At 69.2% G+C, this 16,771-nt stretch carries 13 protein-coding genes; 2 read left to right on the top strand and 11 right to left on the bottom strand.

Features of this window, described 5'->3' with window-relative positions; genetic code table 11:
* Positions 1 to 12 precede the first annotated feature (12 nt).
* Complete coding sequence (locus QC180_RS01995; protein ID WP_278260807.1) at positions 13 to 939, bottom strand: hypothetical protein; 927 nt, start codon at positions 937 to 939, stop codon at positions 13 to 15.
* Between the two features lie 157 nt (positions 940 to 1,096).
* Between QC180_RS01995 and QC180_RS01990 the strand changes: the two genes are divergently transcribed.
* Positions 1,097 to 1,882, top strand: coding sequence for a hypothetical protein (locus QC180_RS01990; RefSeq protein ID WP_278260806.1), 786 nt, complete (start codon positions 1,097 to 1,099; stop codon positions 1,880 to 1,882).
* Between the two features lie 16 nt (positions 1,883 to 1,898).
* Here the strand turns inward: QC180_RS01990 and QC180_RS01985 are convergent, their stop codons facing one another.
* The 9 genes from QC180_RS01985 to QC180_RS01945 all read right to left on the bottom strand — a co-directional run bounded on the left by QC180_RS01985 (position 1,899) and on the right by QC180_RS01945 (position 13,198).
* Positions 1,899 to 2,693 carry a sterol desaturase family protein gene (locus QC180_RS01985; RefSeq protein ID WP_347567303.1) on the bottom strand — a complete coding sequence of 265 codons (795 nt, stop codon included), beginning with the start codon at positions 2,691 to 2,693 and terminating at the stop codon, positions 1,899 to 1,901.
* A gap of 19 nt (positions 2,694 to 2,712) precedes the next feature.
* Positions 2,713 to 3,525, bottom strand: a complete 813-nt coding sequence (locus QC180_RS01980; RefSeq protein WP_278260805.1) for a FadR/GntR family transcriptional regulator — start codon at positions 3,523 to 3,525, stop codon at positions 2,713 to 2,715.
* A 142-nt stretch (positions 3,526 to 3,667) separates the two neighbouring features.
* Positions 3,668 to 4,303, bottom strand: a complete 636-nt coding sequence (locus QC180_RS01975; protein WP_278260804.1) for a hypothetical protein — start codon at positions 4,301 to 4,303, stop codon at positions 3,668 to 3,670.
* A complete protein-coding gene (locus tag QC180_RS01970; RefSeq protein ID WP_278260803.1) occupies positions 4,300 to 5,970 on the bottom strand; it encodes an ABC transporter family substrate-binding protein in 1,671 nt (556 codons plus the stop codon). Before QC180_RS01970 ends, QC180_RS01975 begins: the two co-directional genes overlap by 4 nt.
* 34 nt (positions 5,971 to 6,004) lie before the next feature.
* Positions 6,005 to 7,693, bottom strand: coding sequence for an ABC transporter family substrate-binding protein (locus tag QC180_RS01965; RefSeq protein WP_278260802.1), 1,689 nt, complete (start codon positions 7,691 to 7,693; stop codon positions 6,005 to 6,007).
* Positions 7,690 to 9,384 carry an ABC transporter family substrate-binding protein gene (locus QC180_RS01960; protein WP_278260801.1) on the bottom strand — a complete coding sequence of 565 codons (1,695 nt, stop codon included), beginning with the start codon at positions 9,382 to 9,384 and terminating at the stop codon, positions 7,690 to 7,692. The genes QC180_RS01965 and QC180_RS01960 overlap by 4 nt, the downstream gene beginning before the upstream one ends.
* Positions 9,385 to 9,414: 30 nt before the next feature.
* Positions 9,415 to 11,259, bottom strand: a complete 1,845-nt coding sequence (locus QC180_RS01955) for an ABC transporter ATP-binding protein (RefSeq protein WP_278260800.1) — start codon at positions 11,257 to 11,259, stop codon at positions 9,415 to 9,417.
* The gene (locus tag QC180_RS01950) at positions 11,256 to 12,224 is read right to left on the bottom strand and encodes an ABC transporter permease (protein WP_278260799.1); all 969 of its coding nucleotides are present in this window, start codon (positions 12,222 to 12,224) and stop codon (positions 11,256 to 11,258) included. Before QC180_RS01950 ends, QC180_RS01955 begins: the two co-directional genes overlap by 4 nt.
* Positions 12,221 to 13,198, bottom strand: coding sequence for an ABC transporter permease (locus tag QC180_RS01945; RefSeq protein ID WP_278260798.1), 978 nt, complete (start codon positions 13,196 to 13,198; stop codon positions 12,221 to 12,223). The genes QC180_RS01950 and QC180_RS01945 overlap by 4 nt, the downstream gene beginning before the upstream one ends.
* Positions 13,199 to 13,285: 87 nt before the next feature.
* On the opposite strand from QC180_RS01945, the gene QC180_RS01940 reads away from it, so the two are divergent.
* Positions 13,286 to 14,113, top strand: coding sequence for an HAD family hydrolase (locus QC180_RS01940; RefSeq protein WP_474646374.1), 828 nt, complete (start codon positions 13,286 to 13,288; stop codon positions 14,111 to 14,113).
* Between the two features lie 62 nt (positions 14,114 to 14,175).
* On the opposite strand, the gene QC180_RS01935 is transcribed toward QC180_RS01940, so the two are convergent.
* A complete protein-coding gene (locus QC180_RS01935) occupies positions 14,176 to 16,731 on the bottom strand; it encodes an N-acetylmuramoyl-L-alanine amidase (protein WP_278260796.1) in 2,556 nt (851 codons plus the stop codon).
* Positions 16,732 to 16,771 lie beyond the last annotated feature (40 nt).

The following is a 16,771-nucleotide window of genomic DNA, read 5'->3' as shown; positions in this document are numbered from 1 at the left end:
TGGGGACGCAGGTCAGTGGCCGTGGCCGGGAGTGCCGTGGTCGTCGCCGGTCGGGGCGGGCCCGGTGGTGCCGGTGCTCGGTGGGGCGACCCGTACGGTGAACTCGGCCGTGCGCACCACGCCCGCGTGCTGGAAGTCCAGGAACAGGCGGTAGTCGCCCGCGCTGGGCGCGTTCACCACGAACTCGATGCCGGGACCGGCCGGGGTGACCCCGTCGCCGGGGGCGCCCTCGGGATGTACGTGCAGGTAGGCCAGGTCGGCGGCGCGCAGCGCGACCAGGTGGCCGTAGGCGCCGAGGTAGGGCTGTAGGTCGGTGACGGGCCGACCGTCGCGGCTCACCGAGAGAGTGAGCTTCGAGGCCGTCCCCGGGGCGACCGTGCCGTCGAGGGTCACCGTGTACTCGCCGACGCGGGCCGTGGTGGCAGGGGCTGGCAGCGGCCGCACGGCGTAGTCGCCGGAGACCCGCAGATCCGTGCCCAGGGTCAGGTTCTGCCCGCCCGCCGGGGTGAAGTCGGCGAAGACCCGGTAGTCACCGGCCCGGCTCAGGTCCAGCGGGACCGACCAGGTGCCCGCCTGGTCGAGTACCGGGTGGACGTGCTGGAAGGCGGCCATATCGCGTCGGACCACGATCAGGTGCAGGTCCTTGTCGTGGCTGGTCTCGTAGCGGGTCACCGGGGCGCCGGTGGCGTCGAGGATACGGAAGGAGACCGGCGCCTGGGCAGAGGTGGTGGTGTCGGGCTGGTTCAGAGCCAGTGTGTAGCCCTGATCGGTGACGAGCAGGCCGCCGGGCATCTCGCCCTCGGCCGCCGGGGCGGCGTGCTCGTCGTGCCCGCCCGGTTCGGACGGTTCCGGTCCGATCAGCGCACCGGCCGCCAGCGCGATCCCGAAGACCGCCGCGAGACCGAGCGCGAATCCGGCGAACTTGGCTGATGCGTTCATCGGGATGCTCCGTTTCGGGTGCTCATGCTCGACTCCTCGGTCGCTGTCGGTGCCTACCATACCCCCCTAGGGTACTTTGTCAACCACGCGCGCCGGTACCTTGTCGGCCCCACCCCGTACGATCGGCCCGCGGATGACGCGCAGAGGGAGGCGGGTTGTGGGGGAGTTCTTCGAGACGTTCGTGGTGACCCCACTACGAACGGGGTGGGGGTATGCCGACCGGCACTTCCGGCCGCGCGGGCTGCTGGTGGCCCGCGACGAGGTGGTCGACCAGTTGGCGGCGACCCGGACCTGGGTGGGCCTGGGGATCAATATCGCGGTGGGGATGAATCTCGCGCGCTTCTCGTTCGGCGACATGCTCGGCGACGCGGTGATGCGGACCGCGCTGGCCGCCCTGCTCATCGGCCCGATCTGCGCGCTGGTCATGGGCGTGTTGCTGCTGTGCACCCATGCCGAGTTACGCAGATCGACCGCGCGTGACCTGGCGCAACCGCTACTCGCGATGGGTACCTTCGCGGCGGTGCTCGGTGCCTTGGCGCTCACCCCGACCGTGTTCGAGTGGCTGGCCGAGATCGGGCGGTCCGCCACGGTGATGAAGGTGGTGCTCACGGTGATCGTGGTGGTGGGAACGCCGCTGGGCGGACTGGTGTTGTCGGCGTACCTGGTGCGCGGCGGATTCCTCATCGCGACGCACGCCTTCCGCGCCTCCGACGGCCACCCGCTGCTCGGGCCGATCGCGATCACCCTCACCACCTGGGCGGTGGTCGTCGTCGAGCTGGCGGAGCCGAGCAGCGCGCTGCCCACCGGGATTCGGCTCGTCCTGGTGCTGGGTGGTGCCGCGACCGCGACGGCGCTCGCCGTGACCGAGGGCTACCGGCTCCACCGCGTGCACGGCTTCACCCTGCGCTCGGGCAGCAGGCCCTGGTTCGCCGACGCGCGGTGAACCAGGGCGTCCGCTCTCAGCTCGCGTGCAGGTGGCGGGCGGTCGGGGAGGTGGGGACGGCGGCCGGGTCGGGAGAGGTGCCGAGCAGGCGGTCGGCGGTGTTGGTGGTGGTCACCGTGAACCAGTAGTGCTCGTTCTTGTAGTGGTGGTGGCGGTGGTTGCGCCAGACCGCGCGGTAGGGGGCGTGTTTCGGCTTGTAGTCGGTGTGGATGAGGTAGTGGGTCCACTCGTAGAGCAGGCCGAGGACGGTGATGGTGAGGAGGAAGGTCAGGCCGAGTTCCACGCGGGGGAAGGCGAGTAGGGCGATCGCCACCAGGGCCGCGATGGTGAGGGTGAGCGACTTGGGCGGGATGAAGATCAGCGGGATGTCGCGCGGGTCGGTGTGGTGCTCGCGGTGTTTGCGGGCCAGCTCGCTGTCGAAAGTGAGCGGGCCGAGATGCCGTGGGCGCCAATGCAGGATGCTCACGTGGATGATCCACTCGACCAGCGGGAACGCGGCGAGGATCAGCACCGGGACGAGCAGATCGGTGAGTTGCCAGTCGCCCAGCGCCAGGCGGGCGGCCAGCACGATCACCAGGCTCGTCGCGATCATCCAGGGCGAGGGGTGCCGGAGGAACTCCCGGCCCGCCACGCCGAGTGTCAGGCCGCGGCGGATCGCGCGTGAGTTGCCCGCCGGGCGTTCGCCGTCGGCGGGTATCGGCGAGGTCGAACCGTCGGGGTTCGCGCGGCGGCGGGACGTGTCCGGGGTGGTGGGATTCAGTGCCGGTCGGCGGGGATCGTGCGACGGCGTTGTCGGACGGGTACTGGTCATGGCGGTTTCCTCGGGTGGTTCACGCCCCGTCGAGGGCATGGATGAGGGCGGTGGTCGCCGGTCCGAGCAGTGCCCGGGCGGAATCGGCGGCCCGTTCCGGCTCGCCCGCGCTGATCGCGGCGGCCAGGTCTCGATAGGCGTCCCCATTGCCCACCTCGGCGGACATGATCGGCGCCAAGGCGGCGAGCGCGGGCTCGTAAGCCGCCCGCAGCATCGAATACATGAGCCGGAACGCGATCGAGTCCGCGAGATCGAGCACGTGATCCCAGAACTCGAGCGCGATCCGCTGCTGTGCCAGCGAATCCGTCTCGGCGACAAGCGCTTCCACGGACGCGCCAAGGAGGGCTAGTTCCGCATCGACTCCTGCCGGGCCGTCGGCTCGCGTCGAGCGGTCCGCCGCGGTGGGCGCGATCGCTGGTCCGGCCGGATCGACGGCGGAAGCGGCGGCATCGTGGGTTCGCCGCACACGGGCGGCGGCGAGCTCGGCGATCTTGGGGCCATTGTGCAGGCGGGCCTCCAGGATGCTGCGGGCGACGGTGGGGTCGATGGTGTCGCCGCGCAAGAGCAGGCGCGGGAGGACTTCGAGCCCGGCGCTGCGGCGATAGTCGAGCACGGTGGTGGCCTCACCTTGGCGGACCGAGACGAGTCCCGCCGCCGCGAGTCGCTGCAAGGCCTCGCGCACCGCGGGCCGTGAAACCCCCAGCGCCTCGGCCAACTGCCGCTCACTCGGCAGTGTGCTCCCGGCGGCCAGCTCCCCGCCCAGCACCTCCCCGGCGATCTGCTCGAACACATCACCGGAAACCGACCGCTTCACCACAGGAGTCCACGCCACCCCCTGATAATCCACCCCCACAGGTCAGAGGTCAAGTGGTCAGACCAGTTCCCGCGAGCTGAACGAACGATCACCACGCTCCGGTGGCGGGCGAACGTCGGGAGTCCGCCACCAGAACGTGGTGATCGCTTGACCAGGTGGATCAGCTGGGGTCGGAGCCGCGGATGGCGGAGAGCCAGGTGAAGGTGGCGGCGGCGACGATGGTGGCGCCGACGAAGGCACCGGTGCCGCCGCCCACGACATAGACCCAGAGCAGGCCCATGACGGGCGCGCCGATGGCGAACTGGGCGTCGAGCACGAGACGGCGGCCGATACCGAAGACCGGCGGCTCGGCGGGACGCGAGGGGTTGTCGACGAGCTTGCCGGTGGGCTCGGTGGTACGGACCCGCCCGGAGGGAGAGAAGCGCTCGTCACCGGCCGAGATCGCGGTACCGGTGAGTTCGAGGTCGGTGGGGGTGAGCGTGCTCAGCGCGGACGTGTAGAACACCGGCTGCCACACCACGCGATCCCCACTCGTGATCTCCAGCCACGACCGGCTGACCAGCCGATGCTGCTGCCGCACCCGCTTCCCCCGCACCGTCCCCGCCGCGACGAGCCCGGTCGGCAGCACCCCCACCGCCAGCCCGAGCTGATAGGCCGTGAACACCACAATCGCCACGGCCACCACGGCGAGCGCGCTGAGCTGATCCAGATCCGCGAACGGCACCCAGGCGGCGACCACCACCAGGGCACCACTCGTCACGAGCAGCGGATAGCTCAGCGCGCCCAGCACACTCACTTCAGGAAGCCGACCTTGGTGTAGTCGGCCGAGGCGAGCCCGAACGCGCCGTAGTTGGCCAGGTTCTCGCGGGCCGCGTAGGTGCCCGAAGCCTGGAACAGCGGCAGCGAATAGCCTTCGGCGAAGATCATCTGATCGGCCTGGTTGGCCAGCTCGATCGCCTTCTCCGGGTCCAGCTCCGACATGGTGCGTTCGATCAACGCGTTCAGTTCGGGCGAGCCGATGCGAGCCTTGTTGCCCTGCAGATTGTTCGGGTCGTAGGCGTAGATCTGCGGCAGCGCGGTGAGTGGCAACACGCTACCGCCCCAGCTGAACTGGGCCAGCTCGAAATTGCCCGGATCGATCACATCCTTGAAAAGCCCGGTGCCGGGCACGGTCTGGATGTTGAGCTTCACGCCGACGGCCGCCAGGTTCTGCTGCACGATCTGCGCGGTCTGCACCCAGCCGTCCTGCTGGTACATCACATCGCGCAGTTCCAGCCTGCGCCCGTCTTTTTCGCGGACATCGCCGTTGAGCTTCCAGCCCAGATCGTCGAGCATCTCGGCGGCGGCGTCGGGGTCGAAGGAGATGGGCGCCGAATTGTCCTGGTAGCCCTTCTGTCCCAGCATGAAGATGTGGTTGTTCAGCGTCTTCGGCTCGTCGACCACGCCGTTCTGGGCGGCGTTCACGATGCCCTGGCGGTCGATCGCCTTGGAGATGGCGATGCGCAGCTGCGGGTCCTCGAGCAGCGAACCGGGCGCGCCGTTGAAGGTGATGTGCGACCAGCTCGGCTCCGGTGTGCGCCGCAGCACCACGCCGGGCGCCTGCTTGGCGGCGGTGACGTTTTCGATGCCCGACATGTAGGCGATATCGAGCTCGTTGTTCTGGATGGCGGGCAGCCAGGCCGAACTGTCGAGCACGCTGAAGGTGATGTTGTCCAGCTTCGGCGTGGCACCCCACCAGGACGGGTTGCGGTTCAACGTGATCCGGCTCTGCGAGCGGTCGATATCGCCGATCTGGAACGGACCGGCGCTCACCGCCAGCCCGGACCGATCACGATCGTTGAACGCCGCCGCCGACTCGGTGGTCGCCTTGGGATACAGCGGACTGAACTGGCCCTGCCACTCCGCGTAGGGCTGGGCGAAGGTGACGATCGCCTGCCGGTCGTCGGCCCCGCGCTCCACCTTCTCCACCCGCTCGAACCCGCTGGTGGACGACACCAGGAAGGCCGGATCGCGGCCGCTCAGCGCCTCGGCCTGCGAGGCCATGTCCTCCCAGGTGATCGGTGATCCGTCCGACCACACCGCCTTGGGGTTGATCGTGTAGGTCACCTGCTGTGGCTCGGTGCCGGTGAGCTGGATGTCGGTGAAGTAGTCGTGATTGATCGATAGCTCACCGGCGGCATCGCTGGTGTACGGGGAGGGTAGGACCGGCTCGATCACATCGCCGGTACTCTCCGTCCCGCCGTCCACGTGCAGGTAGTTGAAGGTCTCCGGGAACGAACTGAGCACCAGCCGCAGGTTCCCGCCGTCGCGCAGATCGGCCACATCGTGAGGATTGATGTCGTTGGTACTGCCGATCGTCGCGCTGCCGGGGGTGACATCGCTGTCGGTCGAACACCCCGACAGGATCAAGCCGACCGCCACGCACGGAATGGCGAACCTTGCGCCGAGCGAGCGAATTCGCATGGTGGGTCCTTCCTGTCCGCGCGTGGCGGAGCTACTACTTGACGAAGCCGACCTTGGTCAGATCCGTGGACGACAGGCCGAAGGCCCCGTAGTTGGCCAGCGTAGAACGCACCGCCACCGCGCCGGGCGACTGCACGATCGGCAGCGAGAAGCCCTCCTCGAAGATCATCCGGTCGGCCTTGTTGGCCAGCTCGATCGCCTTCTCCGGATCGAGTTCGGAAATGGTCTCCTCGATCAGCGCGTTCAGCTCGGGGCTGCCGATGCGGCCCTTGTTGCTGAGCCGGTTGTTCGGGTCGTAGGCGTAGACCTGCGGAAGCACGCCCAGCGGGAGAATGCCACCGGACCAGGTGAACTGGACGATGTCGAAGTTGCCGGGGTCGACCACGTCGGTGAACAGGCCGTTGCCCGGGACCGTCTGGATGTTAAGCTTCACGCCGACCGCCGCGAGGTTCTGCTGGGCGATCTGGGCGATTTGCACCCAGGCGTCCTGCTGGTACATCACATCCTTGATCTCGAGTTTGCGGCCGTCCTTCTCGCGGACATCGCCGTTGAGCTTCCAGCCCAGGTCATCGAGCATCTTGGCGGCGGCGGCCGGATCGTAGGACACCGCCGCGGCGTTGTCCTGGTAGCCCTTCTGGCCCTTGAGGAAGATGTGGTTGTTCAACGGCTGCGGGTTCTCGACCACACCGTGCTGGGTCGCCTTGGCGATGCCTTCCCGGTCGATGGCCTTGGAGATGGCGATGCGCAGCTGCGGGTCTTCCAGGATCGCGCCGGGGGCACCGTTGAACGTGAAGTGCGAGAACTTGGGCGAAGGCGCGCGGCGCACGACCAGCCCGGGCGATCCAGCGGCGGTCTTGATCTCGTCGATCCCCGAGACGGTCGCGGCGTCGAGTTCGTTGTTCTGGAGCGCGGCGATGCGCGCCGAGTAGTCCAGCACCGCGAAGGTGACCGAGTCCAGCTTCGGGGTGTTGCCCCACCACTTGGGGTTGCGGCTCAGCGTGATCCGCTGTTGGGCGCGGTCGAGCGAGCTGATGAGGAACGGTCCCGACGACAGCGGCAGGCTGTTGCGGGCCCAGTTCTCGAACGCCGCGGGCGATTCGGTGGACGCCTTGGGGTAGAGCGGGTTGAACATGCCCTGCCACTCGGCGTAGGGCTTGGCGAAGGTGACCACGGCCTGGCGGTCGTCGACGCCGCGCTCCACCTTCTCCACCCGGTCGAAGCCGTCGGTGCCGCGCACCTGGTAGGCGACATCCTTGCCGTTGAGCGCCTTGGCCTGCGAGGCCATGTCCTCCCAGGTGATCGGCGATCCGTCCGACCACACCGCCTTGGGATTGATCGTGTAGGTCACCTGTTGCGGCGCGGTGCCGGTGAGCTGGATATCGGTGAAGTAGTCGTGGTCGACGCTCAGCTCGCCCGCCGCGTTCGAGGTCACGGTTCCCGGCAGGGTCCAGCCGACGACATCGGAGACGTCGCCGCTGGCGTCGATGTGGTCGGAGTTGAACGTCTCCGGGAACGAGGTCAGCGCCAGCCGCAGGTTGCCGCCGTCGCGCAGCTCGCTCACGTCCTTGGGGTTGATGTCGCTGACCGCGGAGATCTCGCTCGCGCCGAGCTGGGAGGAGTCGTCGGAGCCACAACCACCGAGTACCAGGGAGAGCGCGACAACTGGTGCCGCGACGCGGAAGCCCGCCCGGCGCAGCCGGGAAGCATAGGTAGCAGTGGTCATTTCAAGAATCCGATCTTCGTATAGTCGTACGACGCCAACCCAGGCGAACCCATGTTGGCGAGGGTGGCGCGGGCGCCGTAACTGCCGTCGGACTGGAACAGCGGCAGGGAGTGGCCCTCCTCGAAGACCGCGCGGTCGACCTGGTTGGCCAGGGCGAGGGATTTCGCGGGGTCGAGTTCGGTGAGGGTGCGTTCGATGAGGGCGTTGAGTTCGGGGGAGCCGATGCGGCCGTAGTTGCCCTGCAGGTCGTTCGGGTCGTAGTAGTAGATCTGGCGCAGGCTCGACAGGGGGAACGGGTCGCCCTGGAAGGTGAACTGGGTGGCGTCGAAATCGCCGGGCTGGATGACGTCGGTGAAATAGCCCGCGGCGGGTTTGGTGTCGATGGTCAGGCCGACGCCGATGGCGGCCAGGTTCTGCTGGATGATCTGGGCGATCTGCACCCAGGTCGGGTCGTTGTACATGACATCGCGGATGACGAGCGCGCGGCCGTCCTTCTTGCGCACGTCGCCGTCGAGTTTCCAGCCGAGCGCGTCGAGTTCCTTCGCGGCGGCCTCGGGGTCGAAGCCGAGGCTGTTGTCCTGATACCCCTGCTGGCCCTGCAGGAAGACGTGATTGTTGAGCGGCTTCGGGTTTTCCACCAGGCCGTTCTGCATGGCGGTGACGATGCCCTGGCGGTCGATCGCCTTCGAGATGGCCACGCGCACACCGGGATCGGCGAGGATGGAGCCGGGGGAGCCGTTGAAGGTGATGTGGCGCCAGCGGTTGCCGGGGGCGCGACGCACCACCAGGTCGCCGGTGCCGCGTACGGACTTCACGTCGTCGATGGTGGACAGCAGCGCCAGGTCGAGTTCGTTGTTCTGCAGGGCCTGCACCCAGGCGGTGCGGTCGAGCACGCTGTAGGTGATGGTGTCGAGGACGGGCTTGTCGCCCCACCAGTTCGGGTTGCGGCCCAGGGTGATCCGGCCCTGGGCGCGGTCGGTGCCGGTGATGACGAACGGGCCCGCGGTCGGACCGGCGGCGTCGGTGAGGCTGGTGTTGAACGCCTCGGGAGTGCTGGTGACCGACTTCGGGTACAGCGTGCTGTTGCCCGCGAACTGGCCGCGCCAATCGGCGAAGGGAGTGTTGAAGGTGAGTACGGCCTGGCGGTCGTCGACGCCGCGCTCGACCTTGTCGACGAACTCGAACCCGTTGGTGATGGCGATCAGGTAGCGCTTGTCGCGCCCGCTCAGGGCATTGGCCTGGGCGGCGAGGTCCTCCCAGGTGATGGGGGTGCCGTCGGACCACACCGCCTTCGGGTTGATCGTGTAGGTCACCCGCATGGGGTCGGTGCCGGTGAGCTCGATGTCGGTGAAGTAGTCGGTGTTCACGCTGAGCTTGCCCGCGGCGTCGATGTCGTAGGCGTGGGGCATCAGCGGCCGCAGGATGTCGGCGATCTCGGCCTCGTTGCCGTCGTTGGACAGCGTGTTCCAGTTGGCCGGGTAGGAGGTGGTGGCCAGGCGCAGGTTGCCGCCCTCGCGCAGTTCCTCGACCCCGCGCGGGTTGACATCGCTGGTCGTGCCGAGCGCGCCGCTGAGCCCTTCGGCCGATTCGTCACCGCCGCCACAGCCCGCCAGCACCATGCCCGCGGCGACCACCACCGCGGCACAGCGCAACCGAGTACCGCGTCCTCGGGATCTGTGACGGGTTCTCATGGCGCCTCCTGGGAGATCGGGGTGGCTGGCTCAGGCGCTGACCACGGGTTCCGGTACGGCCGCGATCAGCGAGCGCGTGTACTCGTGCCGAGGATTCGCGAAGATCTCCTCGGCCGGGCCGGATTCGACGATTTTGCCGCGCAGCATCACCGCGATGTCGTGGGCCAGATTGCGCACCACCGACAGGTCGTGGGACACGAACAGGTACGACAATCCGCGCTCGGCCTGCAGGTCACGCAGCAGATTCAGCACCCCGGCCTGGATGGAGACGTCCAGCGAGGAGACCGGTTCGTCGAGCACCAGCAGCTGCGGGTCCAGCGCGAGCGCGCGGGCGATGCTGATGCGCTGTTTCTGGCCGCCGGAGAAGTCCGACGGGTAGCGGTCGGCGTGCTCGGGCCGCAGCCCGACCTGGCGCAACAGCTCCGGCACCCGCCGGTTGACCTCCTCGCGCGAACGCCCGTCGATGCGCAGCGGCTCCGCCAGCACATCGAAGATCGGCAGGCGCGGGTCGAGCGAGGCGCTGGGGTCCTGGAACACGATCTGCATCTTGCGCCGGATCTCGCGCACCCGCGCCTTGGTGAGCGCGGCGACCTCGTTGCCGAGCACCTCGATCCTGCCCGACTGCGGCGTCACCAGGTCCATGATCTGCGACAACGTGGTCGACTTGCCGGAGCCGGACTCGCCGACCAGCGCCAGCGTGCGGCCCGCGCGCACCTCGAAGCTGATGCCGTCGACCGCGCGGACCTCGCCGGTGCGGCGGCGCAGCAGCACACCGGAGGTGAGCGGGAAGGTCTTCACCAGATCGGTGACCCGCAAGACCACCTCGGTGTCGGCGCGGTCGGGTTTCGGTGGCGCGGGGATCTCCGCGCGGTAGGCCTCGAACAAGTGCGCGGTGCCCACCTCGGCGGTGCGGATGCAGGCCACCGAATGGCCGGGGGACACCTTCTCCAGCGGCGGTTCGGCGGCCACGCAGTCATCGATGCAGACCGGGCAGCGCGGCGCGAACGAGCAACCCGGCGGCAGCGCGTGCATGGCGGGCGGGGAACCGAGGATGGGGATGAGCGGGGTGCGCGGCGGGCCGTCCATGCGCGGGATCGAACCGAGCAGGCCGACGGTGTAGGGCATCCGGGGCGCGCGGAACAGTTCGTCGACGGGCGCGGTCTCCACCACCTTGCCCGCGTACATCACCGCCACCCGGTCGGCCACGGTGGCCGCGATGCCCATGTCGTGGGTGATCATGATGACGCCCGCGCCGGTGAGATCGCGCGCCTTGCGCAGCAGGGCCAGGATCTGCGCCTGCACGGTGACATCGAGCGCGGTGGTCGGCTCGTCGCAGATGATCAGCGCCGGATCGTTGGCGATGGCCATGGCGATCACCACGCGCTGGCGCATACCGCCGGAGAACTCGTGCGGGAAGGACCGCGAGCGCAGTCGCGCGTCGGGGATGCCGACCAGGTCGAGCAGCTCGATCGCGCGCTCACCGGCGTCTTTGCGGGTCATCTCGCCGTGCGCGAGCAGCGCCTCGGCCACCTGATCGCCCACCCGGTAGACCGGGGTGAGCGCCGAGAGCGGGTCCTGGAAGACCATGCTGATCGAGGACCCGCGCAGCTTCGACATCTGCTTGTCGCCCAGGCCGAGCAGCTCGCGCCCGCGCAACCGGATCGACCCCTGCACGCGCGCCTGCTCGGGCAGCAGTCCGATCACCGCCAGCGACGACACCGACTTGCCCGACCCGGACTCGCCCACGATCGCCAGGACCTCACCATCGGCGACGGTGTAGTTCACCCCGCGCACGGCCTCCACCCGGCCCTCTTCACCAGGAAAGGAGACCCGCAGGTCGCTCACCTCGAGCAGCGGCGCGGTCGACGTACTCATCGCTTCTCGGCTTTCTTCAGCTCGACCCGGGCCTGATCCTTGCGTTCGGCCTTGTCCTTGCGCAGCTTGCGCGCGCCCCGCGCCCCGGGATCGAACGCGTCACGCAGCCCGTCACCGACGAGGTTGGCGCACAACACGATCGTGATCAGCAGCCCACCGGCGAACAGGAACAGCCACGGGTAGGTGATCGCCGACTTGGTGCCCGCCGCGATCAGCGAGCCCAGCGACACGTCCGGCGGCTGCACACCGAAACCGAGGAAGCTCAGGCCGGTTTCGGCGCTGATCGCCGCGCCGACGGCCAGCGTGGTGTCGATGATCAGGATCGAGGCGATGTTCGGGACGATGTGGCTGAGGATGATCGTGCGCGTCGGGGCGCCCATATACCGTGCGGCGCGGACGAATTCGCGATCGCGCAGGCTCAGCGTGAGACCGCGCACGATGCGCGCGGCGATCATCCAGCCGAACACGCTCAGCAGCACGATCAGGATCAGGATCGAGCCGGAACCCTTGGTGCGCGGGGCGAACAGCGCGATGATGATGAAACTGGGCACCACCAGCAGCAGGTCGACGAACCACATGATGGTGCGGTCGGTCCAGCCGCCGAGCAGCCCGGCCACCGCACCGGCCGTCGCGGCGATGACACTGGAGAACAGCGCCACGCAGAAGCCGATGACCAGCGATTTCTGCAACCCGCGCATGGTCTGGGCCAGCACGTCCTGGCCGATCTGGGTGGTGCCGAAGGGATGTTCGAGGCTGGGTGGCTTCAGCAGGGCGGTGTAGTCCATCTGCTGGTAGTCCCACGGCAGCAGCGGCGGCAGCGCGAAACTCGCGATCAGCAGCACCAGCAGGATCACCGCGCCGACCACGGCGGGCTTGTTGCGCAGGAACCGGCGCCAGACCAGTTTGCGGCGCCCGGCCGCGGCGTTCTCCGGCGCGCCGACGGCGATCAGTTCGGTCTCGGTCACGACACACGCACCCTGGGGTCGAGCAGAGCGAGGACGACATCGGAGAGCAGGCCCGAGACCAGCACCACCAGACCGGCGAAGGCCGTCACCGTGACCACCACGTACAGGTCCTGGGCGTTGATCGAGTCCACCAGCCATTCGCCGACGCCGTGCCAGCCGAAGATCTTCTCCACGAAGGTGGCGCCGGTGATCAACCCGCCCAGGCTGTAGGCGAACAGGGTGGCCATGGGAATGAGCGCGGTGCGCAGGCCGTGTTTGTAGAGCGCGCGATTGCGGGTCAGGCCCTTGGCGCGGGCGGTGCGGATGAAATCGCTCTGCAGCACGTCGAGCATGGCGTTGCGCTGGTAGCGGCTGTAACCGGCCATGCCGTAGAGGGCCAGGGCCAGCGTCGGCAGCACGAGATGCTGTGCGCGGTCGACCAATTGGTTCCACAGGCCGTTGATCTGGCTGGCCGAGGTCTCGCCGGTGTAGAGGAAGAACTGGGTGCCGGTGGCCGTGTTGAACTGCAGCGCACCGTATTTCAGCAGCGTCGCGAGCAGGAAGACCGGGGTGGAGATGATCAGCAGCGAGAGCACCGTCGTGAAATAGTCGCTGAACCTGTACTGCCGGATGGCGCCCGCCGCGCCGATCAGCACACCGAGCACGGTGCCGATCACCGAACCCAGGATCAGCAGCCGCAGACTCACCGCGACCCGTCGGCCCAGTTCCTCGCTCACCGGCTGCCCGGCCAGCGTGGTCCCGAAATCCCCTTGCACCACGCCGCCCAGCCAGGTGAGATAGCGCTGGGGGATCGGTTCGTCCAGATGCAACTGCTCGGCCTTGGCGTCGATCACCGACTGCGGCGGCCGCGGATTGCGCTGCTCGAGGCTGTCGAGCGGGTTGAAGGTGAGTGAGGCGAGGCTGAACGTCAGGAACGAGGCCAGCAACAGGAGCACGACGTAGTTCAGCGCGCGCCGCAACAGGAAGCCGGTCATCAGTCCCCTCTGGATCGGGTATTCAGGCCATGATCATAAGGACAACTACGCAATCGCCGCGTGGCGACGTGCGGCAGGATGGAACGGATGACGCCCCTGCACCCGAAACCGAAGCTGGTGGCCACCGACGTCGACGGCACTCTGATCGATGACGCCGACAAGGTCTCGCCGCGCACCAAGGCCGCTGTCGGCGCGCTCGTCTCCGACGGCGCCACCTTCGTGCTGGCCACCGGTCGGCCGCCGCGCTGGATCGACCCGGTGGTCGCCGAACTCGGGTACGCCCCGCTCACCGTCTGCGGCAACGGGGCCGTCATCTACGACAGCGCCACCGACCGGGTGCTCTCCTCACACAGCCTCGACGTGGCCACCCTCGCCTGGCTGGCCGACCTCGCCGAACACGCGCTACCCGGCTGCGGGCTGGCCACCGAGCGGGTCGGGGCCAGCGCGCACGACGCGGTGACGCCGCAGTTCGTCAGCTCGCCGACCTACGAGCACGCCTGGCTCAACCCCGACGACACCGTGGTCTCGCACGCCGAGGTGATCGACACCCCCGCCATCAAGATGCTGGTGCGGCTCAGTTCGGCGCGGTCCTCGGACATGCGCGCCGCGCTGGCCCCGCTGGTCGGCGACCGCGCCGAGATCACCTACTCCACCGAGCACGGGCTGATCGAACTCTCGGTGCCCGGAGTGACCAAGGCGTCCGGGCTGGCCGAGGTCGCGCGGCGGATCGGGGTGGACGAGCACGGCATCGTCGCCTTCGGTGACATGCCGAATGACGTGCCGATGCTCTCGATGGCCGGGCACGGTGTCGCCATGGGCAACGCCCATCCCGAGGCGCGCGCCGCCGCCGACGAGGTCACCGGCAGCAATATCGACCACGGCGTCGCGATGGTGCTCGAGCGCTGGTGGTCGTGAACGCGTAACGGCCGGTGCCCTCACCAGGAGGTGCACCGGCCGTTCTTCGCCATGGTCGGGTGTCAACCGGCCGGGGCGGGCTCCAGGGCCACCGGGGGTTGTTCCGGTGCCGGTTCGGGTTCGCCGGTGCCGGTCTGCGGCTCGGCGGGGACCTGCGGGTCGACGGGTGCCGGAGTGGCCGCCTGGGGTTCGGCGGGGGCCGGGACGACCGGGGCGGTCGTCGTCGGCGGGACCACCGAGGCGGGCGGTTGCGGCTTGGCGCCGTTCATCTCCGACTTGTAGGTCTCGTCGTAGGTCTTCCAGAAGGTGGTGACGATGCCGGTGAGCTCGTTGAGCACCAGCGAACCGTTCTGGAAATCGGTGCGCAGACCGTCGGGGACCAGGTAGGAACTGCCGGTCGGCAGGCCGAGCACGCCGGAGTCGGCGCCCAGGCTCAGATAGCGGTCGAGAATCGCGCCGACCACCTCGAAGACCTGGTCGTTCTCGCCGGAGTAGACGAAACCGTTGGCGAACTTCGCGTACTGACGGCCCTGCGAGCCCGCCAGCAGATCCGACTTCGGCGCGCCGAGCGGCCCGTTCACCCCGCCCCGCGAGACCCAGTGCTGGGCGATCGCGTTGCTCGACGACAGGCCGAGCAGCTTGTCGACCAGGGCGCCGAGCTCGGCCATATTGCCCTGCGGCGCGGCCTGCACCTGCTGGTCGGGTTCGGGCGCGCGGGCCTCCTGGCTCGGCGGACGATACGGCGTCGCCGGAGAGCTGTAGGTGGTGTTGCCCGCCGCGATCGCGCGGATGCGGTCCATCATCGCGTAGGCGGCGTCACCGGGGCAGTCGGTATTGCCGACATCGCGGTGCGCGAACACCACCGGCAGGTCCACCTCCTCACCCAGGCCGTACGGGGTGAACTCGGTGCCCTCGGAGTACATGGTGGTGTAGCCCTTGGGGTTGAGCCCGGCCAGCTTGGCCCGCCAGCCGATGAACCGGCCGATCGCGGTGATCGACTCGTTGCTCGGCGACTCGGTCTCGTAGTTGCCCATCAGCGCGACACCGGCGGTGTTCTCGTTGAAGCCGCCCGCGTGCGCGCCCTGCACGTCGCGATCCAGGCCGCCGTAGCGGCCCTCGAAGATCTGGCCGTACTGGTCGACCAGGGCGTTGTAGCCGATGTCGCACCAGCCCAGGGTTTCCGCGTGATAGGCGTAGATCGCGCGGACGATGCCCGCCGACTCGGCCCGGCTGTAGTCGTTGCGGCCCGCGGTGTGGTGCACGGTCAGGCCGCCGAGGCCGTCGTCGTAGGTGGGCTCCTGGCAGCGGATCGACTCGTCGGCACCCCACTGCGCGCGGGTGATCACCTTGGGTCCGCCATTGGGCAGCGCGGCGGCGACGTCGTTGAGCGCGGCGTCGATGGCGGCGCGGCCCGGGTTGATCAGTACCGCCTTGAGCGCGGCCTCGGTGAGGTGCGCGGGGTCGTGGTCCGGGCCCGCGGTGGGCTTGCGGGTCACCAGCATCTGCACCGCGGTGGTCTCGCCGACGTAGATCGGCTCGGTGCCGGTCGGCGCGTCGGCGGGGGTCTGGTCGGTGGCCCTGGTGTCGATCGGATCGGCGTTGTACCAGGGGCCCCAGTTCCCGTCCTGGAGCTTGGCACGCAGCTTGGTGGTGGTGTTGGCCAGATCGCGCGCGGTCACCGCGACCATGCTGAACGGGGTGTCCTGGGTGATCTCCTTGACCTGCGCGCCCACCTCGTCGATCAGCTCCGGGCCGACCGCGCCCGGCGAGAGAGCCGGGGTCTCCGGGGTGGTGCCGGGTTCCAGGTTCGCCGGGTCGGCGATGAACTTCATGCCGGACGGGCGGTGCTGGACGGGGGCGTCGGCCGGGTTCTGCGTCGGTGCCGATCCGGCGGGAGGCTCTGACGCCGGGGAGTTCGGCGCGGCCGGGGGCGCCTCGGGGGCCTGCGCGTTCGGCGCGGCGGGGGGCTGCGCGTTCGGCGGGGCCGTGTCGGGTGCGGCCTGCGGGTTCGGTGCCGTTCCCGGTGCGGGCGCCTGAGGTGCGGATTGTGCTGGGGGAGTTGATGATTCCGGCGCCGTGGCGGGGCCGGGTTGGGCATCGGGGGCGGCCGCCGGGGGTGCCGGAGCGGGCGCCGGTGCGGCTGGCGCGGGCGCCGGGGCGGGTGGCGGCGGGGCGATCGGGGCCGTCGGGACCGCGGTGCTTGGCACCGGGGGACGGGCGTTGGGCGCGGCCTCGGGCGCGGCGGGCTGCTGGGTGGGGGTCGGCTGCGCCTTCGACGGGAGGGGCGGCAGCGGGATCTCGGTCGGCAGCGCCACGCCCGGCGGCACCGGCAATCCCGGCGGGACCGGGATCGAGGTGGGCAGCGGCAGCATCTGCAGGTCGGAGAGGTGCAGATCGGGCAGGTCGAGGCCGGTCAACTCGCGCAGCGGGACGGTGATGTCCTGGGCGGAGGTCAGCGCGACCTCGGCGAGCTGGGCCGGGACGGCGGTGACCTCGGCGTCGTTCGCACTGCGGTAGTCGGTCGAATCGCTCAGTGCGAACGCGCCGATCGGTGCGGCGACCGCGAGCGTGGTGACGACCGGGAGCACATAGGAACGTTTCGGCTTTCGGTATCGCACGTGCGACTCCAATCAGGGTCGAACCTTGCCTGTGGCGGCT

The sequence above is a fragment of the Nocardia anocheti genome (assembly GCF_029675105.1).
Lineage (GTDB): Bacteria > Actinomycetota > Actinomycetes > Mycobacteriales > Mycobacteriaceae > Nocardia.
This window is presented reverse-complemented; position numbering and strand designations above follow the sequence as displayed.